This is a genomic window from Cetobacterium sp., from assembly GCF_051653945.1.
In the GTDB taxonomy this organism is placed as follows: domain Bacteria; phylum Fusobacteriota; class Fusobacteriia; order Fusobacteriales; family Fusobacteriaceae; genus Cetobacterium_A.
On record NZ_JBOFXD010000012.1, the window covers coordinates 69185 to 89210 of the forward strand.

20 protein-coding genes and 1 pseudogene are annotated in these 20026 nt (G+C 29.9%); 8 read left to right on the forward strand and 13 right to left on the reverse strand.

Features of this window, described 5'->3' with window-relative positions:
• Positions 1–6 precede the first annotated feature (6 nt).
• Positions 7–1809, reverse strand: coding sequence for a translation elongation factor 4 (lepA, locus tag ACRC8M_RS01315; RefSeq protein ID WP_438527470.1), 1803 nt, complete (start codon positions 1807–1809; stop codon positions 7–9).
• A 147-nt stretch (positions 1810–1956) separates the two neighbouring features.
• Between lepA and ACRC8M_RS01320 the strand changes: the two genes are divergently transcribed.
• From ACRC8M_RS01320 to ACRC8M_RS01335, 4 genes are read left to right on the forward strand one after another with little or no spacing between them, the layout of a single operon-like run.
• Entirely contained in the window at positions 1957–2412 is a 456-nt protein-coding gene (locus ACRC8M_RS01320) for a YhcH/YjgK/YiaL family protein (protein WP_438527471.1), read from the forward strand.
• Positions 2413–2425: 13 nt separating this feature from the next.
• Positions 2426–3091 (forward strand): YoaK family protein, encoded by a 666-nt coding sequence (locus ACRC8M_RS01325; RefSeq protein ID WP_438527472.1) that lies wholly within the window; start codon positions 2426–2428, stop codon positions 3089–3091.
• Between the two features lie 9 nt (positions 3092–3100).
• Entirely contained in the window at positions 3101–3295 is a 195-nt protein-coding gene (locus ACRC8M_RS01330; RefSeq protein ID WP_438527473.1) for a hypothetical protein, read from the forward strand.
• Between the two features lie 22 nt (positions 3296–3317).
• Entirely contained in the window at positions 3318–3809 is a 492-nt protein-coding gene (locus tag ACRC8M_RS01335) for a thioredoxin family protein (RefSeq protein WP_438527474.1), read from the forward strand.
• Between the two features lie 3 nt (positions 3810–3812).
• Here ACRC8M_RS01335 and ACRC8M_RS01340 read toward each other — a convergent pair whose 3' ends face one another.
• Both ACRC8M_RS01340 and ACRC8M_RS01345 read right to left on the reverse strand, forming a co-directional pair.
• A complete protein-coding gene (locus ACRC8M_RS01340; RefSeq protein WP_438527475.1) occupies positions 3813–5336 on the reverse strand; it encodes an ABC transporter substrate-binding protein in 1524 nt (507 codons plus the stop codon).
• 19 nt (positions 5337–5355) lie between these two features.
• The gene (locus tag ACRC8M_RS01345) at positions 5356–7062 is read right to left on the reverse strand and encodes an ABC transporter ATP-binding protein (RefSeq protein ID WP_438527476.1); all 1707 of its coding nucleotides are present in this window, start codon (positions 7060–7062) and stop codon (positions 5356–5358) included.
• Between the two features lie 153 nt (positions 7063–7215).
• On the opposite strand from ACRC8M_RS01345, the gene ACRC8M_RS01350 reads away from it, so the two are divergent.
• Complete coding sequence (locus ACRC8M_RS01350; protein ID WP_438527478.1) at positions 7216–8094, forward strand: patatin-like phospholipase family protein; 879 nt, start codon at positions 7216–7218, stop codon at positions 8092–8094.
• 22 nt (positions 8095–8116) lie between these two features.
• On the opposite strand, the gene ACRC8M_RS01355 is transcribed toward ACRC8M_RS01350, so the two are convergent.
• Together ACRC8M_RS01355 and ACRC8M_RS01360 are read right to left on the reverse strand one after the other, a co-directional pair.
• On the reverse strand, positions 8117–8539 hold the full coding sequence (locus ACRC8M_RS01355; RefSeq protein ID WP_438527480.1) for a hypothetical protein: 423 nt from the start codon (positions 8537–8539) through the stop codon (positions 8117–8119).
• A 79-nt stretch (positions 8540–8618) separates the two neighbouring features.
• Positions 8619–9755, reverse strand: a complete 1137-nt coding sequence (locus ACRC8M_RS01360) for a M20 metallopeptidase family protein (RefSeq protein ID WP_438527481.1) — start codon at positions 9753–9755, stop codon at positions 8619–8621.
• A gap of 192 nt (positions 9756–9947) precedes the next feature.
• Here ACRC8M_RS01360 and ACRC8M_RS01365 point away from each other — a divergent pair, with 192 nt between their 5' ends.
• Both ACRC8M_RS01365 and ACRC8M_RS01370 read left to right on the forward strand, forming a co-directional pair.
• Positions 9948–10589, forward strand: coding sequence for a hypothetical protein (locus ACRC8M_RS01365; RefSeq protein WP_438527482.1), 642 nt, complete (start codon positions 9948–9950; stop codon positions 10587–10589).
• 114 nt (positions 10590–10703) lie between these two features.
• Positions 10704–11426 carry a DUF305 domain-containing protein gene (locus ACRC8M_RS01370; protein WP_438527483.1) on the forward strand — a complete coding sequence of 241 codons (723 nt, stop codon included), beginning with the start codon at positions 10704–10706 and terminating at the stop codon, positions 11424–11426.
• A gap of 23 nt (positions 11427–11449) precedes the next feature.
• Here ACRC8M_RS01370 and hcp read toward each other — a convergent pair whose 3' ends face one another.
• Entirely contained in the window at positions 11450–13102 is a 1653-nt protein-coding gene (gene hcp, locus ACRC8M_RS01375; RefSeq protein WP_438527484.1) for a hydroxylamine reductase, read from the reverse strand.
• Positions 13103–13182: 80 nt separating this feature from the next.
• A complete protein-coding gene (gene rd, locus ACRC8M_RS01380) occupies positions 13183–13341 on the reverse strand; it encodes a rubredoxin (RefSeq protein ID WP_438527485.1) in 159 nt (52 codons plus the stop codon).
• 151 nt (positions 13342–13492) lie between these two features.
• On the opposite strand from rd, the gene ACRC8M_RS01385 reads away from it, so the two are divergent.
• Positions 13493–14341, forward strand: coding sequence for a mechanosensitive ion channel family protein (locus ACRC8M_RS01385; RefSeq protein ID WP_438527486.1), 849 nt, complete (start codon positions 13493–13495; stop codon positions 14339–14341).
• Between the two features lie 62 nt (positions 14342–14403).
• On the opposite strand, the gene ACRC8M_RS01390 is transcribed toward ACRC8M_RS01385, so the two are convergent.
• The 6 genes and pseudogenes from ACRC8M_RS01390 to ACRC8M_RS01415 all read right to left on the reverse strand — a co-directional run.
• Positions 14404–14787 carry an ankyrin repeat domain-containing protein gene (locus ACRC8M_RS01390; RefSeq protein WP_438527487.1) on the reverse strand — a complete coding sequence of 128 codons (384 nt, stop codon included), beginning with the start codon at positions 14785–14787 and terminating at the stop codon, positions 14404–14406.
• 23 nt (positions 14788–14810) lie between these two features.
• A complete protein-coding gene (locus ACRC8M_RS01395) occupies positions 14811–15068 on the reverse strand; it encodes a hypothetical protein (protein WP_438527488.1) in 258 nt (85 codons plus the stop codon).
• A gap of 85 nt (positions 15069–15153) precedes the next feature.
• The gene (locus ACRC8M_RS01400) at positions 15154–17049 is read right to left on the reverse strand and encodes a 2-aminoethylphosphonate--pyruvate transaminase (RefSeq protein ID WP_438527489.1); all 1896 of its coding nucleotides are present in this window, start codon (positions 17047–17049) and stop codon (positions 15154–15156) included.
• On the reverse strand, positions 17049–18770 hold the full coding sequence (locus ACRC8M_RS01405) for a putative 2-aminoethylphosphonate ABC transporter permease subunit (protein WP_438527490.1): 1722 nt from the start codon (positions 18768–18770) through the stop codon (positions 17049–17051). The genes ACRC8M_RS01400 and ACRC8M_RS01405 overlap by 1 nt, the downstream gene beginning before the upstream one ends.
• Positions 18761–19738 carry an ABC transporter ATP-binding protein gene (locus ACRC8M_RS01410; RefSeq protein WP_438527491.1) on the reverse strand — a complete coding sequence of 326 codons (978 nt, stop codon included), beginning with the start codon at positions 19736–19738 and terminating at the stop codon, positions 18761–18763. The genes ACRC8M_RS01405 and ACRC8M_RS01410 overlap by 10 nt, the downstream gene beginning before the upstream one ends.
• A gap of 13 nt (positions 19739–19751) precedes the next feature.
• A pseudogene (locus ACRC8M_RS01415) lies at positions 19752–20026 on the reverse strand (putative 2-aminoethylphosphonate ABC transporter substrate-binding protein); the annotation flags it as partial.

The window sequence follows — 20026 nt, forward strand, 5'->3', positions numbered from 1 at the left end:
TATAAATTAATCATTAAGTTTAAGAACAGATACGAATGCCTCTTGAGGAATCTCTACATTTCCAATTTGTTTCATTCTTTTCTTTCCTTCTTTTTGTTTCTCTAATAGTTTTTTCTTTCTTGAAATATCTCCACCATAACATTTAGCAAGAACGTTCTTTCTATAAGCTTTTATAGTTTCTCTAGCTATTATTTTAGCTCCCAATGCAGCCTGGATAGGTACTTCGAACTGTTGTCTAGGAATAATCTCCTTTAACTTTTCACAAATAGCTCTTCCTCTAGAAGCTGCATGATCAGTGTGAGCAATGAATGAGAATGCGTCAACAACATTTCCTGAAACAAGAATATCTACTTTAACAAGAGTAGATTCTTTGTAGCCAATCATCTCATATTCAAATGAAGCATATCCCTTAGTTCTAGATTTTAACTTATCATAGAAGTCGATAACAATTTCTGCAAGAGGTAACTCATAGATTACCATTGTTCTGTTATCATCTATGTACTTCATATCAATGTAAGTTCCTCTTTTTTCTTGACAAAGTTCCATAACATTTCCTACATAATCCTTTGGAGTAAGAATACTTCCTTTTATATAAGGTTCTTCAACACAGAACTTTGATCTTCCACCTTCAGGGAAATCACAAGGGTTATCAATAACATATGTCTCTTTTCCTTCTAAAGTGATTCTATACTCAACTGAAGGAGAAGTAGAGATTAAATCTATATCGTATTCTCTTCTAAGTCTTTCAACAATAATTTCCATATGTAGTAATCCTAAGAAACCACATCTAAATCCAAATCCTAAAGCAAGAGATGTTTCAGGGATAAATGTTAAAGAGGCATCATTTAATTGAAGTTTTTCTAATGCTTCTCTTAAATCCTCATAATCATCTGTAGAAAGAGGATATAGTCCAGCAAATACCATTGACTGAGCTGCTCTAAATCCTTCTAAAGGCTCAATACAAGGTCTTTTAGCATGAGTAATAGTATCTCCTACTTGAGTATCTTGAATAGTCTTAATACCAGTTATGATATATCCAACAGATCCTGAACTTAATTCAGGCTGTTCTTTTTTAGTTGGAGCAAAAATACCACACTCAAGTACATCAAACTCTTTTCCAGTTGACCAAATTTTAATTTTATCGCCCTTTTTTATAGAACCGTCAAGAACTTTAACATAAGTTATAACTCCACGATAGTCGTCAAATAAAGAGTCAAAAATCATAGCTTTTAAAGGTGCTTCTTCATCAAATGTTGGAGCAGGAACTCTTTCAACAATAGCTTCTAAAAGCTCTTCAATTCCAATTCCAGCTTTAGCTGAAACTAAAACAGCATTATCTGCAGGTAATCCAATAATATCCTCAATTTCATTTTTAACTTTATCTACATCAGCAGCAGGTAGATCGATTTTGTTGATAACAGGTACAATCTCAAGATTATTCTCAAGAGCTAAGTAAACATTAGCTAGAGTTTGAGCTTCTACACCTTGAGCAGCATCTACAACTAGAAGAGCTCCTTCACATGCAGATAGCGAACGAGAAACTTCATATATAAAGTCAACGTGTCCTGGAGTATCAATAAGGTTTAATTCATATTCATTTCCATCTTTAGCAGTATATTTTAATGTAACAGCTTGAGCTTTTATAGTAATTCCTTTTTCTCTTTCAAGCTCCATTGAATCAAGTAGTTGTTCTTTCATTTCTCTTTCGGTAACAGTACCAGTAACTTGAAGTAGTCTATCAGCTACAGTTGATTTACCGTGATCTATATGTGCTATAATTGAAAAGTTTCTTTTAAATTTTTGTAACACAATATCCTCCTCTAAATATATTTCTTCACACTATATTATAAAAGAATTATCAAAAAAAATCAATCTAAATTAAATAATAGCTTGACTTTATGAAGGTTTTTAGAATATCATTAAAGAAGAATATAAAAAAATAAGGGGGATTATTAAATGATCTTTGGACAAATGAATGAATTAAAATTTTATAAGGGAATTTCTAATGGTTTAGATATGGCTATAGAGGCTATAGAGAACGGAAGTTACAAAAATGGGTTAGTAGGAAAAAATGAGTTAGATGGAGATAATGTATTTTTTAATCTTCAAGAGTGTAAGACTAAAGTTATAGAAGAGTGTTTCTTTGAGGGACATAAAAAATATATAGATATTCATGTAGTAATAGACGGTGAAGAGGGAATAGGATACTCTTTAAAGGACTCATTAAAAGAAAAAAGTGAATACAATGAAGAGAGTGATTTTCAGGTTTTAGAGGGAGCTGAAGAGTACAGATTAAACATGACTAAGGATAACTTCTTAATAGTTTTTCCAGATGAGCCTCATATGCCATTAATTGCAAAAAATAATGAGCCTAAAGAACTAAAGAAAGTAGTGTTTAAGATAAAGTACTAAGAAGAAGGAAAAAATGGAACAAATTAATAATAAGTTGTTTTTATGGATAAGTTTGTTGGCTTTTTTAGGTGGAGGGATGAATGCCTTTGCAATATTGGAATTTTCTCTAACTGCAAGCCATATAACAGGAAGTGTAACAAGAATCTCAACTGATTTAGCATATTATAATATACCACATTTGAAAATAATGATAGGATTAGTGGTATCGTTTTTTGTTGGAGCAATAGTTTCAGGTATTATTATAGGATCTGGAAGAGATTTTGAACTTAGAAAAAGATATGGAGATACGTTCATATTTATTGGAGTACTATTAAAGCTTTTAGATATATATTTATATGCTGAAGTTTTATTTGTATTTATTCTTGCCTTTTCTTTAGGTTTACAAAATGGTCTATTTATACGTTATAGAGGTATGGTAATTAGAACTACTCATATGACAGGGACAGTAACAGATTTAGGTGTTGTAATAGGACATTATTTAAGAGGAAATAGAGAGATAACATGGAAAATGAAATATTATGCTATGAATATACTTTCTTTTATAACTGGTGGTCTTTTAGTAGGATTAGGACTAAAGTATTTAGGAAGAGGTGTTTTGAACTATATGTCTATAGCTTATATTTTAAGTGGAGCTTATTATTTCTTATTAAGAGATAGATATTATAAAATGAAAAGGTAGGAGAGAGAAATGGAAAGATATTTTATAACAATAGAGGAAAAAAAAGAGGTAGTAGAAAAATACCCAACTCTTGAGTGTGAAAACTCTATAGGAATGATGGTAGATGATTATATGTCTATAAAGTGTAAAGTTTTATCAGGAACATGCACTTATAGATTAGGACAAAAGAACGAGTATAAAAATTGTAAAATATTAAATAAATAGTAGAAAATATGGGGTGAGATTAATGGATATGAAAACTCTTTATTCAGCAGGAATGAACTTTGATGCTTTCATGGGGACAGGAATAAAAAGTGAAAGAGATAGAATTCCTAAGAATTATTCAAGAATAACTATGACTGAAGATGAAATCAATACTGTAAAAAATATTGAAAAAAAGATAAACTTCTTAGTTTCAGGAGAGCCATGGTGCATGGATTTTCAATTGAATGTAACTGTATTAAAAAAGTTTTGTGAGTTAAATCCAAATTTTGATATGGCTATTATAACTAAAGCTAGAGGAGAGAAATTTTTAAAACCTTTAATGGAAGTAGAGGAGTTTAAAGTTCCTTTTATTGTTCCATTAACAGAGGAGTTTGAAGTTTGTGGAGATATTTTTATAGAAAGACCAAAAGAGATTAAAAAGTTTATCTATGAAGATGTAAAAATGGACTATTTAAAAGGTCAGTATTTAAATGAAACTATTAAAGATTTAATAGAGATGATAACTAAAAAGTAGATGTTATTTAACATCTACTTTTTTCATATCTTCATAATAGTTTCTCATACTTGCTTTGTTATATTGGAAGTTCTGAACTTTATTGCTAATTCCAATTCCATCAATTTTATAAACTAATGGAACTACTGGATTTTCATCTAAGATTATCTCTTGAATATTTTTATAGTGCTTTTTTCTATTTTCTATATCAGTTGTAGTACGAGCTAGATCAATTTCTCTGTCTAAAGCTGGATTGCTATAAAAAGATCTGTTTCCTTCAGCTCCAATGGAGTTTGAATGGAAAAGAGTAGTAACCACAGTATCAATATCACTAACACCTAAAATCCATGTAGTTAAAAGAATATCGTGAACGCCCTCTGAAGTTTTCTTTAAAAATGTTCCCCACTCCACAATCTCTATGTTTGATTCAATTCCAATCTCTTTTAAATTAGCTTGTATAATTTGAGCTATTTGAATTCTCACTATATTTTCACTTGTCCAAATTTTAAAAATTGGAAGTTTTTTTTCTTTAGTTTCATTGGCGACAATCCCTTTAGCTTTTTGGATATCATTATTTATTGGCTTCAAGTTTTGATAACTTCCAAAAATATTTGGATTTATTGGAGAGGTTGCAATAGAACCTTTATTTAGGAATATAGCTTCTAAAATCCCCTCTTTATCAATAGCCATATGAATAGCTTTTCTAATATTTTTATTATTCAAACCATCTTTTTGAACATTTAAAACCATTAGCTCTGTGGTTGTCGTAGTTTTATGAAGCAGATTCAGGTTGGGATTTTTTTCTACAATTTGAAAATCAATGGGAGATATAGCATAAATAATATCCACCTCACCAGTTTCTAAAGCAGCTAAACGGCTAGTGTTTTCAGTAATTATTTTAAAAATTAATCCGTTATTTTTAGGAGATCCTTTAAAGTACTCTTTAAAACTACTCATAACTATTTTATCTCCATCTCCCCAATTGGTAACCATATAAGGACCTGTACCAATGGGATTTAATGCAACATTATTTCCAGCCATCACATAATTTTTGTTCATAATAGCAGCTATAGGAAGAGTTAAGTTTGCTAAAAATGGTGCCGATGGTTCATGTAAAGTTATAAGAACTTTATCGTCTGGCATTTTAGCAATTGATTTAATATCTTTTAATATAACTCTACTTCCAGGTTTTTCCATCATTCTCTCTAAACTAAAAATGACATCATCTGTTGTTAACGTATCACCATTATGAAACTTAACGTTTTTTCTAATAGTAAACAAGATCTCTGTAGGAGAAAGATAGACAAAATTTTCAGCTAATTCAGGTATAGGAGTTCCATTGTCATCAAGAGTAACTAAAGTATTGAAAATATGTTCTGTAATACCAAGAGTTGGAAACTCATTAAATGTATGGGGATCTAGTGATTTAGGTTTTGAACCTTGGGCTACAGTAATAACATTATTATCATTACTAAAAGAACTATTAAATATAAATATAAAATTTATAATAAGTAGTAAAGTAAAATATTTTTGAATAAATTTTTTCATAATTCTCCTTTAAATAATATTATTGTAAGATTCCTAAATGTAAATTATAATAAAAATCTTTGTTGCTAATTAACTCTTCATGAGTTCCTTTTTCGACAATACCATCATCTGTTAAAACGACTATAGTATCAGCATTTTTAACAGTGGATAACCTATGAGCAACAACTATAGTTGTACGATTCTTAGAAAGTTCATCCAAAGATTCTTGAATAAGTTGTTCAGTTATATTGTCTAAAGCAGATGTAGCTTCATCTAGTATTAAAATTGGTGGATTTTTTAAGAAAATTCTTCCAATAGCAATTCTTTGCTTTTGTCCGCCAGAAAGTTTAACTCCCCTTTCTCCAACCTCTGTATCATAACCATCTGGTAATGTTTCGATAAAATCATGGATATTAGCTTTTTTAGCAGCTTCAATAATCTCTTCATCAGTGGCATCAGGTTTTCCAATAGTTAAATTCTCTTTGATACTTCCAGTGAAAAGAAATGGATCTTGTTGAACTATTCCAATATTTTTTCTTAATGAATCAATTTTAAAATTGTAGATACTTTGTGAATCAATTTTAATATCTCCACTATCAATATCGTAGAATCTAGGAATTAGATTGCAAATAGTAGTTTTTCCACCACCAGAAGGACCTACAAGAGCAAGAGTTTCTCCAGCTTTTATGTTAAGGGAAAAATCTTTTAAAATATTTTTTTTGTCATGACTAAAAAAGATATTTTCAAATTTAATATTACCTTTAACATCTTTTAACTCTTTGGCACCTGTAGAATCTTTTTCAATATCCTCATCTAACATCTCTTTAAAACGCTTGAACCCACTCATACCATTTTGATACTGCTCAACAAAACCGACAAGTCTTTTTATAGGTTGACTAAAAATTCTAATATATAAGAGGTAAGCTAAAAAATCACCGAAATTAATTTTACCTTGATAAGTGAAAATAGCTCCAAAAACTAGAACAAGATAGTCTAACATATCTGTAAGAAAAGTCATTCCTGAAACATATTCAGCCATAACTTTATATGCTCCTTCACGAGCTGTTTTGAACTCAACATTACTTTTTTTAAATTTCTCTAGCTCATCATTTTTATTAACGAAAGCTTTGGAAACTCTAATTCCACTGATACTATTTTGTAAAGTTGAATTGATAGCACCAATTTTTTCACGTGTTTCTAAAAAAGCATCTGACATTCTTTGTCGTCTGTTAATAGTGAACCAAACTATAAATGGAATAACTGAAAAAACAATAAGTGTCAATGGAATGTTGATATTTAAAAGAAGAAAAAATGAACCTAAAATCATAATAATTGATATAAAAAGATCTTCTGGTCCGTGGTGAGCAAGTTCAGATACCTCTTGTAGATCATTTACAATTCTAGACATAATACTTCCAGTTTGTGTGTTATCAAAATATTTTATTGGGAAGTTTTGAAGTTTTGTGTAAACATCTTTTCTCATATCTCCTTGCATTCTAACCCCAACTACATGACCCCAGTAGTTCATAAAGTAATTACAAATAAGTTTGATGATATATATTCCTAAAAGTGTAATTGCTAAAACCACAATACTACGATAGTTTTTATTAGGAATATAGTTATTTACAGCAGCCCTACTCAACATAGGATAAATTAAATCACAAATAGAAACTGTTATAGCAGCGAGTAAATCTAAAAAAAATAGTTTTTTATAAGGCTTATAGTAACTTATAAATTTTTTTATCATAAAGAACCTCCTGAATGAGTTTTTATTATAATTTTAAAAGAAAAAACCTTAAAAGTCAAAGAATATTAAAACTCTTATGAAAATAAAAGAAAGAAAATATCTGAATTAAAAGTAAAATATAGTGAATATTAGTTTGTGCTTTAGGAGGATTTAATGGATAACATAGGATTAGTTTTAGAAGGTGGAGGGTTAAGAGGAGCATATACATCTGGAATTTTAGATTATTTTTTATCTAAACAGTTACATTTTAAATATACAATTGGAGTTTCAGCAGGTGCAATTTATTCAGCATCTTATGCTTCGAGACAGAAAAGAAGAAATATTGATATTATTTTAAAATATTTAAATGATGAAAGATATATGGGATATAAGTATTTAATAAAAAATGGAAGTTATATAAATATAGATTTTGCATATAGAAAAATGACCTATGAGCTAGCACCTTTTGATTTTGAAACATTTTATAATTGTGATTTAGAATTTAAGGTGGGAGCATTTAATTGTATAAAAGGAAGAACTGAATTTTTTTCTAAAAAAGATTTTAAAGGAACAGATGATCTTTTAGAATCTCTAATTGCATCGGGAAGTTTACCATTTTTTTCTAAAGAGACAACAATAAATGAGAAAATATATTTAGATGGCGGAATAGCTTCACCAATTCCAATAGCTCAGTCGATATTAGATGGAAATAGTAAAAATGTTGTTATTTTAACAGAGGATGAAGGGTATAAAAAAGAGCCTTTAAAATTACAGCCACTGATAAAATTGTATTATAGAAAATATCCTAAAGTAGCAGAAGCATTAATAAAACGTCATTTAGTTTATAATAGAACTTTAAAAGATATACAAGAGCTGGAAAATAAGGGAGATGCTTTTGTTTTTAGACCAAGTGAAATAGTAGTGGTAGATAGACTAGAAAGAGATTTAAATAAAATCAAAGCTCTCTATAAATTAGGTTTAAAGGATGCAAAAGAAAATTATGAGAGATTGTTAAATTGGATGAATAATGAAAATGAAGAGAGTTTACTCTGAACTCTCTTCATTTTAAATATTATTATTGTTTTGCAGGGATTGTGGTAGGAGTAGCTTTCATCATCTCATAATGATTTTTCATCATTTCAGTCTGCATTTTAGCTCTTATTTCACCAATCTCCTTATTAAGTTTTTCAACTTTATTCCAATCAACTTTCTCATCTAACATTGCTTTTTTTATATCTAACTGTTTTTGCTCAATATCAATCATATTTTTTTGCATTTCAGGTGTCATATTCATCATATTATTTTTCATCATTTTTTTTCCCATTGCACCAGACATAGGCATCATATTACTACATGTAGAACAATTATTATTTTGAGATTGCATCATAGGCATATCATTCGTTGTATTTTGTTGAACATGATCTTGATGATTATCATGTGATGCAGCAAAAGTAAAAGCTGAAACAATAAAAGAGCATATTAAAATATATTTTTTCATGAAAAAACCTCCTAAATAATACATAATATAGTTATGCTCTATTATTAAAAATAACTTAAAGACTTCCTTTAAAATAAAGTTAAATTGCGTTGTTTTCTTGAAGTAAATTTTTAAAGAATTCAACACCGTGAATTAAGGCTTCATTTTCAAAATCAAATCGATTGTTATGAAGAGCACAAACATGTCCTTTTTCTTCATCTCTAATACCAACTAGTGTTAACAATCCAGGAGTTCCATTTTGTGAATAGAAAGAGAAATCCTCAGATCCACTTAAAGAAACATCGGTAAAAACTTTTTTATCTTTTAAAGCTTTTAAAGCTTTTTCAAAAAGATTAGAATCGTTAATTACTGGTGGATAAAAAGGCTGAAATTTCATATCGATTTTTACATCAAAAGCAAGTTCAAATCCTTTATTAATGTGCTCCATTCTTTCTTGAATAAAGGGAATTAAAGAGATATTTTCAAGTCTAATAGTTCCAAGCATATTAACAGTTCCAGGAATAATATTTCTAACTGTACCAGCGTGGAAAGCTCCAATTGTAAGTAAAAAGTGCTCATAAGATGGAATATTTCTAGATTTAATTGATTGATAAGCTTCAACTAATTTAGCTCCGATTAATATTGAATCAATACCTTTATGAGGTTGAGCACCGTGGCATCCTTTTCCTGTTAAAACAATATCTAAATTTATATTTTGAAGAGATACAAAACCAGATTTTACAGCGAACTCTCCAACTTTAATCTCAGGATATACATGTAAAGCATAGATAGCTTCTATATTTTTAGATTTATAATATTCATCAGCTACAATAAACCTAGCTCCGCCAGCTCCCTCTTCCCCCGCTTGAAATATGAAAACTAGAGATTTTTTTAATTTCGTTCCTTCAGATATTAAAAGTTTAATCTCTTGAATAAAAGTTAAAAGCATAGCTGTATGTCCATCGTGTCCACATGCATGCATCATACCTAGAGTTTTAGATTTAAAAGGGTTGTTACTTTCTTCAGCCAATGGTAAAGCATCAATGTCAGCTCTAAAAGCAATACATTTATCGCTCTCCCCTGGAATAAAAGCAACGGTACTTGTTCCAATGCAATGGTATTCTACGTTTTCTTTATCTAAAACCTCTCTGATATATTCAGCAGTTTTAAATTCACTTAATGCTATTTCTGGTATAGTGTGTAGATAGTTACGATGAGTATTTAAATTATTTAACATATAATCACTCCCCTAGAATTGTTACTTAAAGTAATACCATATTTTTTGTACTTTTGTCACATTTATTTTATCAATACTTTAAATACAAAGAATATAATTAAATTTGTAAAAATTATATTAATTTCAAAGAATTTAACATCTCTTTTGGTAGTATATAACAAGGATTATATAAAATTAAAAGGAGATAAAAAGATGAAAATTATTTTAATTATCTTATCCATTATGTTGTCATCAATATCATTTTCTACAGAGGATACAAATAATTTAAATACTAATGCCCCAACAGTTGAGAATGTATCCATATCTAATATGGCCAATGAAGAGTTTATCCAAAATATAATGGGAAATATTGGTGAAGATCCAGAGAATATGGATAAAATGAATGAGATTGGTGAATTAGTAGATGCTGAGGTTCAAAAGGAAAAACCAGATTGGGTTAAAGTTGAAGTATTATATAATGAATTATCAATGTATACTAATAAATTAGCTGTGAATATGATGAGAACCTTAAAAGAGGGTGGACTTGATAAAAGTGAACCAAATTTTGAAGAGGAAATAAATAATGAGTTGATGTCAGATATGGTTTTAGATGATGATATACCATCAAACTCTATGGATGAAAAAGAGGTTATGAAAGCTATAAAAAAAGGAATGTCGGACAGAGAACTTGAAAGAATGGAGTATTTGAGTTCCAAAATAGCAAAAGAGATAGAGAGACCAAAACCAGATTGGAAACAGGTAGAAGAAGATTATAATGAGTTATCTAAATATACAAATAAAGTGACAGTTATAATAATGAAAGTAGAAAAAGATAAAAATGGAGCTCAGAAGTAGCTCCATTTTTTCATCTTAGTTAAGTTAAAAAAATATCCTTTAAAATTAAAAAGGAATTCCATGGGTTCCGTATAATAATAAATCACAGACTTTAGTACAAGGAGGTTTGAGAAAATGGATTTTAAAAATATAAATATAATGGTGGGAATTGCAGCTCTGTTTTCAACAGTTTCTTTAAATTCATACAGTAATGATTTAAATGAAAGTCATCTACAAAAGATGTTAAACTATGAGATAAAATCAGATAGTAAAATATATACAGTACTTACACCTTTAAAGAATATTATTCCACAAAATTTAAAGGGGTTTAAGGAGTATGATGAATATGCACACAGTCTTATGATGTCAAATAGTTCACAAATATTTTTAACAAAAGATGTTGGGAATAATTTTGTAATATATATGATACCACATCATGAAGCTGCAATAATAGCAAGTGTAGGTGTTTTGAAATATACTCAAAATATAGAGGTTAAAAACTTAGCTAATAGGATAGTTCGTGCTCAAGAAAAAGAGGTTGAATTTATGCAAAAACTATTAGAATCAGGAGAGTTAAGAGGAAATGATAATGAAAAATTTCTTTCTAAAATGAAGAAAATAACAATTAAAATGATGAGAAGTATGAAATCTTATGATGGACAAGTGAATAATGCCAGTGATATAACAAGAAGTTATTTACAAAATATGATTATTCATCATGAAGGAGCCGTAAATATGGCTAAGGAGTATTTGAAATTTGGAAAGAATAAAGAACTAATAAAAATGTCCAATGGAATTATTTTAAGTCAAGATGAAGAGATAAAAGAGATGAAACAGATGTTAAAAAAGGCAAATTAAACATTTGCCTTTTTTTTTAACTATTAAAAATTTTTTAAATCATCTTGTACATTGCTAATTGTTCCTAAATTAAAGTTATCAATTAGAACTTGAAGAATATTAGGACTTAAAAATGCAGGAATAGTAGGACCTACATGAATATTTTTAAATCCAAGATATAGTAAAGATAAAAGAACTAAAACAGCTTTTTGCTCATACCAGGCAATATTAAATATTATTGGTAAATCATTTACATTATCCAATTCAAAGACATCTTTTAATTTTAGTGCAATAACAGCTAGTGAATAGCAGTCATTACATTGTCCAGCATCTAAAACTCTAGGGATACCATCAATGTCTCCTAAGTCTAATTTATTATATCTATATTTAGCACAACCTGCAGTGAGGATTACAGAATCTTTAGGTAGAGCTAAAGCAAATTCAGTATAGTATTTTCTATCTTGCATTCTAGCGTCACAACCACCCATGACATAGAATTTTTTTATTGCTCCAGATTTAACAACATCAACGATTTTATCAGCTAAAGCTAAAACTTGATTATGAGCAAAACCAGCAATAATTTCACCATGTTCAATTTCAACAGGAGGTTTACATGCCTTTGCCTTTTCAATAATTTCACTAAAGTCTTTAAATCCATTTTCATCAGCAAGAATATGTTCGCATCCTTCCATACCAGCAGAGTTTGTAGTGTAAACTCTTTCAAGATATTCAGCTAAAGTTCCTCTAGGAGGTACTAAACAGTTACTTGTAAAGAGAACAGGACCATTAAAATCAACAAACTCTTTTGTTTGATGCCACCAAGAACCGCCATAGTTCCCTACAAGATTATCATATTTTTTAAAGAATGGATATGCATGACCAGGAAGCATTTCAGAGTGGGTATAGACATCAATACCAGTACCTTTAGTTTGCTCTAAAAGCATTTCTAAATCTTTTAAATCATGTCCCGATATTAAGATTCCAGGTTTATTTTTAACTCCAATATTAATTTTAGTTATTTCAGGATGTCCATATGATGTTGTATTAGCTTTGTCTAAAAGAGCCATTGCATCGACACCAACTTTACCAACATTTAAAACAATTTGTACCAGTGCTTCAATAGATAAAGAATCATCATCGACATTAGCTAGTGTTTCTTCGATAAATCTGTATATAGAAACCTCCTCATATCCTAAATTAAAAGCATGCTCAACATAAGCACACATTCCCTTTAATCCATATATAATAGTTTCTCTTAAAGAACGGATATCTTCGTTTTCAGTTCTTAATACGCCAACTTTTTCAGCATAATCTAAAAGTGAGTCATCTGAGCTAAGATCAGTTGGACAATTAATATATTTTGCATATTTTTCAGGAACAGAGATTTTATTATTTAAAAGCTCTATTTCTAGAGCGGTTCTATAAGCTTCTCCAGCTTCAATCTCCCTTATAATGGCTTCATCATGAAAGTTAGCATTGGTAATTGTAACAAAGAGAGCATTTACAACCCATCTGTGTAAGTCATTAGTTATAGGAATTTTATCATTTAAAAGTTCAATATAAGCAGAAACAGTTTTGGTCATATGTATTAATAAATCTTGTAAACTAGCAGTTTCAGAGGTTTTACCACAAACACCTCTAACAGTACATCCTTTATTCATAGCAGTTTCTTGACACTGAAAACAAAACATAGACATAGACAACCTCCTAAAATTTATTCTTTATATTTTTAATAGTAAAAAAAACTGAGGTATTAAAAAGTACCCCAGTAAAAAATTTATTCTTTTTCAAACTCGTCTTTTCCAGCACCACAGATAGGGCAAACCCAATCTTCAGGAACAACTTCCCAAGCAGTATCTGCAGCAACTCCATTGTCAGGATCTCCTGTAGCAGGGTCATAAATCCAGTCACAAACTTTACATCTCCATTTTTCCATAAAAAAATACCTCCTATGCTAGTTAATGTACCTGTGATGTTTTTACAAAAAAATTAAAGATTTCCTTTTAAATTTACAAAAAAATTAAAGGATATATTTGTTGAATCTATAATATAAATTATAGAGAAAGTGTATTTTAGGAGGAAGTAATATGGAGGCAGTCAGCAGTTTACTACAAATAAAAAATAGTTCAGGAGAATCATTATTACAAACCTTAGGACATGATGCAGTTGAATTTTTAATTAGAGCACTTGTTTTTATAGTTATATTATATTTAGGTTCGTATTTCACAAAAAAAGTTGATAAATATATAGATAAAATACCTGTGGTTAATCAAGATATTAATACAAAGCAGTTTACTAAATCAGTTATGAAATTAGGGTTGAATGTAATGTTTTTTTTAATAGGCTTATTGGCATTTGGTTTTAGTGAAGCATCAATAGCTACTATGATTAGTGCCATTGGATTGGGCGTAGGTATCTCTTTAAAAGAGTTTCTATCAAATTTGGCTGGTGGAGTAGTCCTGTTTTTTACAAGACCTTTTAGTATAGGAAATTTTATTAAAATAAATGGTGTAATGGGAGAGGTTGCTAAGATAGAGGTATTTTCAACATATATAACTAGTTTAGATGGAAGAAGAGTTATAGTTCCAAACAATGTAATGATCAGTGGAAATATTATAAACTATGATGCAAATCTTTTTAGACGTATAAAATTAATGTTATCAGTATCTTATGATTCTGATATGAAAAAAGTAATTAGCATATTGGAAAATATAGCAAATACATACGAAGGGTTAAGTAGGGATAGAGAAAACTTTATACACACAATGGAGTATGGAGATTCCAGTATAAATGTTTTATTTATGGTTTGGACTCCAACAAATGGTTATTATAAAGTTAGAGGAGAGTTAATGGCCTATATTTTGGAGGTATTTAACAAAGAGGGGATAAATGTTCCGTTTAATATTTTAGATGTAAATGTAACTGAAAATAAATAGAGCAAGGAAGAATATATGAAGAAAGAAAGGGAACACTTAAATTTTTAAATGCTCCCTTTCTTTTATTTTAAAATTTCAATAATATTATCAATGTCATCAAAACTCATATTATTTTTAAGGTACATAGCATACTCTAAAGATGTCATTCCCCAACTATTTTTAATATCTAAATTAGCACCATTTTCTTTTAAAAAACTTACCATTTGTAAATCTTTATTAAAAATAGCAAGATTGATAGGCGTATTACCCTGTAGCGGTTCTTGGATATTGATATCTGCATTGTGATCTAAAAATAGTTTAACAATATCAATATCTTTTAATAAAACAGCTCTGTGTATAGGATATCTGTATTCACCACTCCTATCATTAACATCGATTCCACCTTCTAATTTCACTTTTAATTTTTCTAAATCTCCATTTTTTAATGCATTTTTAAATTCAATCATAAAATCCCCCTTAGTCAGTATAACTACTCAGAACAAACACAAGGATAATTTGGTGTAGGTTCATCACTTAAGTATTCTTTAATTTTTTCAATCCCAACGTAGTTAGTAGCACTTTCCCAATCTTCAACTACTAAAGTAGGAGCGGCAGTAACATTAAGGTTTTGTGCGAACTCTTTAGCTTCAGTCAAATCATATATAGTTACATCATGTCTATTATTGAATAAACTTTTGACTACATCACAACTATCACAATTTTTAAGTATAAACAGTGTTTTTTTCATATAGTCGACCTCCATTATTTAATAAAAAAATTATAACACATTAATAGAGATTTATATTAAAATTTTTAGGGAAATTTTGGATATCTTAATTCCAAAACATAGAGTTTTTAATAGAATTGATTAAAGTATCAATATCTATAGGATAAACTTCACCAATGTTTCCTATTCTAAAACTCTCCTCTTTTGTTAATTTACCAGGATATATAACAAATCCTTGCTCTTTAAGTTTTAAATAAAAAGTTTCAAACTTATAATCAGGATGATTAGGAGCATAGAATGTAGTTATAATAGGAGATTGTTTTTCTAAAGAGATGATAGCTTTAAATCCAAGAGTTTCCATACCATTGACAAGTTTATCTTGATTTTCTTTATATCTTTTTTCTCTAGCTTTAACTCCACCTTCAGCTTCTAATTCTAAAAGAGCTTGGTAAAAGGCTCTTACAACATGAGTAGGAGAAGTGAATCTCCACTTTCCATTTCCACTTTCCATAACTTTCCACTGATCAAATATATCTAAAGAGTGAGAACGAGCTTTTCCCTCACATTTTAAAAGTTCAGATTTTTTAGCTATAATAAATCCAAATCCAGGAACACCTTGAATGCACTTATTAGATGAACTAATTAAGAAGTCAATTTGATACTGGGGAATACTAAAATGAATTCCTCCAAAACTAGACATAGCATCAACTATAAAAGTTTTATTATTATTTTTAGCAATTATTCCAATCTCTTTAATTGGATTTAAAATCCCAGACGTAGTTTCACAGTGAACAACAGCAACATGAGTAATCTCACTATCTTCCTTTAAAATATTTTCTAAATGAGCTAAATCATAAGTTTCAGTTTGCTCGATTTTATAAATAGTATTTTTAACTTTTGCTATATCACAAATAGTTTTCATTCTATCTCCATAGGCACCATTTGAAAGAATTAGAACTTTTTCATTCTTGCCAATAACGCTAGTTAAAACAGCTTCAACAGAGAAAGTTCCACTTCCTTGCATAGGAATCATAGTATAGTCATCTCCAGCTTCAGCAATATCCAAAACTCTTTTTCTCATATTTTGAACTAAAGAGTTGTACTCGTTATCCCAAGTGCACCAGTCTTTAAGCATAGCTGATTTAACTCCAGAAGATGTCGTCAGTGGTCCTGGTGTTAAAAGGATATACGGCTTATCTGCTAAGTCGATATTATTCATTTTAGCATTTATAATATCAATTATATTAGGTAAATCGCCAACTTGCTCAACAACATAGTCAGCCCCAGCAGCAAATAATCTCTTTGCAGTTGCATCCATTAATTTTTTTAATTCGGTAGGATTCATAGTTTCAACTTCATTTTGTGAAAGTCCAAGTTCACTTCCACCTTTTAAGATACCAACAGTCCAAACGCCAGCATTTTTACCCTCTTTCATATCAACAGTTGTATCTCCAATTTTTATAATAGAACTTACGCTAGGAACATTTAAAGTGATCATATTTTGATAAATCATATATGGATATGGTCTACCTGCAGGAACTTCAGTTGATGTTATTCTAAAATCTGGAGAGTATCCAAAAGTTTTAGCTTTAGAAGCAACAATATCTAGCATATCTTTTGTGTATCCAGTTGTACTTCCAATTTTTAAACCTCTATCTCTTAATTTTTTTTGAAGATCTAACATTCCAGGAACAGGCTCAGCAAAATTCTCTAAAGAAGCGAATAAAACTTCTTCAAATCTTTCGTATAAAGAGTTGATATCTTCCAAAGTGTAATCTCTATTAAATTTTTCTAACCACAAAGCGTGTATTCTTTCCATTTTTAATAGTGCTTTTATGTGATCTATTTTTAACATTCCCATAGGTTTTCTAGCTTCTTCGTAAGTAATCTCAAGACCAATCTCTTTGAAAACTTGAACAAAAACATCAAGCGGTGCAAAACATCCATAATCTACTGTAGTACCTGCCCAATCAAATATAACTGCCTCAATCTCTTTTCTCATTATTTATTCCTCCCAAAATTTCTTTTTTTTATTATTTCATAAATTGTTTTTACTAAAAGGTTTGTTCCCACAATTAAAATTCCCATTGCTGCTGCTTTAGCTTGATCTCCAACTTCATCAAGGTTGACCATTGCAATAGATGCAAGAGTTGTTTTGGAAGTATATAGGAAAACAGCTGCTGAAACTGTAGTCATACAGTTTACAAAGTAATATATGAATATCTCTCCAACAGTATGTTTAGTAAGTGGTAGAGTCACATTGAAAAATGTTTTATACCAAGGTACACCCATAGATAGAGATATAATCTCAAACTCTTTGTCTAACTTTTTCAAAGATGTTGACGCTGTCATAAAAGCAACTGAGAAAAAGTGAACAATGTTTACAAGAACTAATATCCAAAGAGTTCCATATAAACTATTGAATGGATTGTTAACCCAACCAAGAAGTGGAATTTTAATATAGTTCATATTAAAGAAAAAGATATATCCTAAACCTAAAACCATTCCTGGAAGGGCTAAAGGTACTATTGCAAAAAATTTAATAACATTTCTAAGTTTAGTTAAACTCTCAGTTTTTAAACATATGTATGCTCCAAGATATGCAATAATAGTTCCAAATGTAGCTGATAACATTGCTATAGTTATGGAATTTTTATAAAAATGGAAAGCTCCACCGTTAAAGTCAAAGAATTTATAGTTATTCAAAGTAAGTTCAAAGTTATATGGCCACATCTTAACAAAAGAAGCGACTCCTGCTGTAATAAAAATTCCCAATATACTAAGAGCAATAAACCAGCAGAAACTATAGAAGAAAATATCTCTACCAGTTGAATTTTCAATTCGATAGTTCATAGATTTTGCATTGAAGGTATCCCTTTGTTTTTTCTCTAAAGATTTTTCAAAGAAAAATGAGATAACTGCAGGAATAAGTAGAAGAATACTAACAACAGCCCCTCTTCCTAAATTTTGTTGTCCTATAACTTGCTTATAGATATCAGTGGCTAAAACATTATAGTTTCCTCCAACAACTTTAGGTGCTCCAAAGTCCGTAAATGCAAGAATAAAGGAAACTGTAGCTGTGGAAAAAACAGCGTATTTACAAGATGGAAGAGTTATTGTAAAAAATTGTTTTACTTTACTTGTTCCAAGAGTTTTAGCAGCTTCGTAGAGCCTATAGTCACTATTTTGTAGTGCCATAGAGATAATTAAGTAAGCTTGAGGTAAAGTATAGATAACCTCACTGATTATGATACCAGTAGAACCATAAAGATTAATATCTGTTGCAAGATTAGGGAATCTACCAAAAAATCCAGTAGTTATAACCCCCATTCTTCCAAATAGATAAACTAGTGAGATACCATGTAGCATAGTTGGAGCAAATATAGGTAAAAGAATCAAAAATTTTAAAACTCCTTTTCCTTTTATATTGCTTCTAGCCATTCCGTAAGAGTAGCAAAATCCTAAGATTAGAGTTATACCCATAGTTAAAGTTGCTATTTTAACTGTATTAAAAAATGAGGATACCACTCCAGGGCTAGTGAGATACTGAATAAAGTTTTGTAAACCAATAAAATTTCCAGCATTGTCCTCTGTTGCTTTTCCACTTAAAGAGATAAGTGGAAAGAGTAGAGCAACAACGAAAAAGATTGCAATTCCCCAAACGATAATATCCCTAACTTTTTCTGAAAGAAGTTTTTCAGATTTTTTTAAAACTAACTCCACTCAACTCCTCCTCCTAAAGTTCTTTCAACTTTAAGGAAGATGTGTTGATCTTTTTTTAGTGGAATATGGGCAATTTTATTTCTACAGATGTCAACTTCAATGATGTAGTTCTTTTTATTAACTTTTAATCGATAGTATGATCCCATATACTCCCAAGACTCCAATGTTCCCATAAAGAAGTTGTGTGTTTGTTCATCAGCAAGAGAGATATCCTCTGGTCTAGCCATAACTTTTGTTCCATTGATTTCAAACTTATTGACCTTTCCGATAAAATCCCCAATGAAGTTATTAGCTGGATTTTCATATATATCCTGAGGCGTTCCAACTTGAACAACCTTAGCGTTATCCATAACTATAATTCTATCTGACATTGAAAGAGCTTCCTCTTGATCATGAGTAACCATTATAGTTGTGATTCCAAGTTTTTTTTGAAGGTCTTTTATATCGTTTCTAAGTTTTTCTCTAACTTTAGCATCAAGGGCTGAAAGAGGTTCGTCCAATAAAAGAATATCTGGTGAGTAAGAGATTGCTCTAGCAAGCGCTACTCTTTGTTGCTGTCCCCCTGAAAGCTCATTGGGATATTTATCCTCTTGACCTCTTAAACCAACAAGCTCAAGTGACTCATCTATTTTTTTTTGGATTATATCTTTTGGTATTTTTTTGTTTTTCATTCCATAAGCAATGTTTTCTCCAACTGTTAAATTTGGGAAAAGAGCATAAGATTGGAAAACGATTGACATATTTCTCTTAGAAGGATGCTTTTTTGTAATGTTTTCATCCTTTAAAAAAATTTCACCACTATCGACATTTTCAAGTCCAGCAATAATTCTAAGAAGTGTTGTTTTACCACAGCCAGATGGCCCTAGAAAACAGATAAACTCCCCTCTTTCTATTTCAAAATTTATATTGTTCAACGCTTTAAACTTACCAAAAGTTTTTTCAATATTTTTTATCTTTAAATAACTCATCAGTACTCCTTTTTTATTTTTTTTCAGTTTTTGAACCAAATTTTGTTTCCCAAGTAGTTAAAATATGTTCTTTGTTAGCAGAAGCCCAAGAGAAATCATTGGCAATAAGTTGAGTAATAGGATTTTCTGGAAATCCTTTTGGTGGAGCAACACTGATATCTCTAGAAACAATAGCATAGGATTTAGCATACATTTTCATAGCATCTTCAGAGATAGCCCAGTCTAAAAATACTTTAGCTTCATCTTTAATGTTCTTTTTATTTATTAGAGCATTAGCTTCAGAATCCC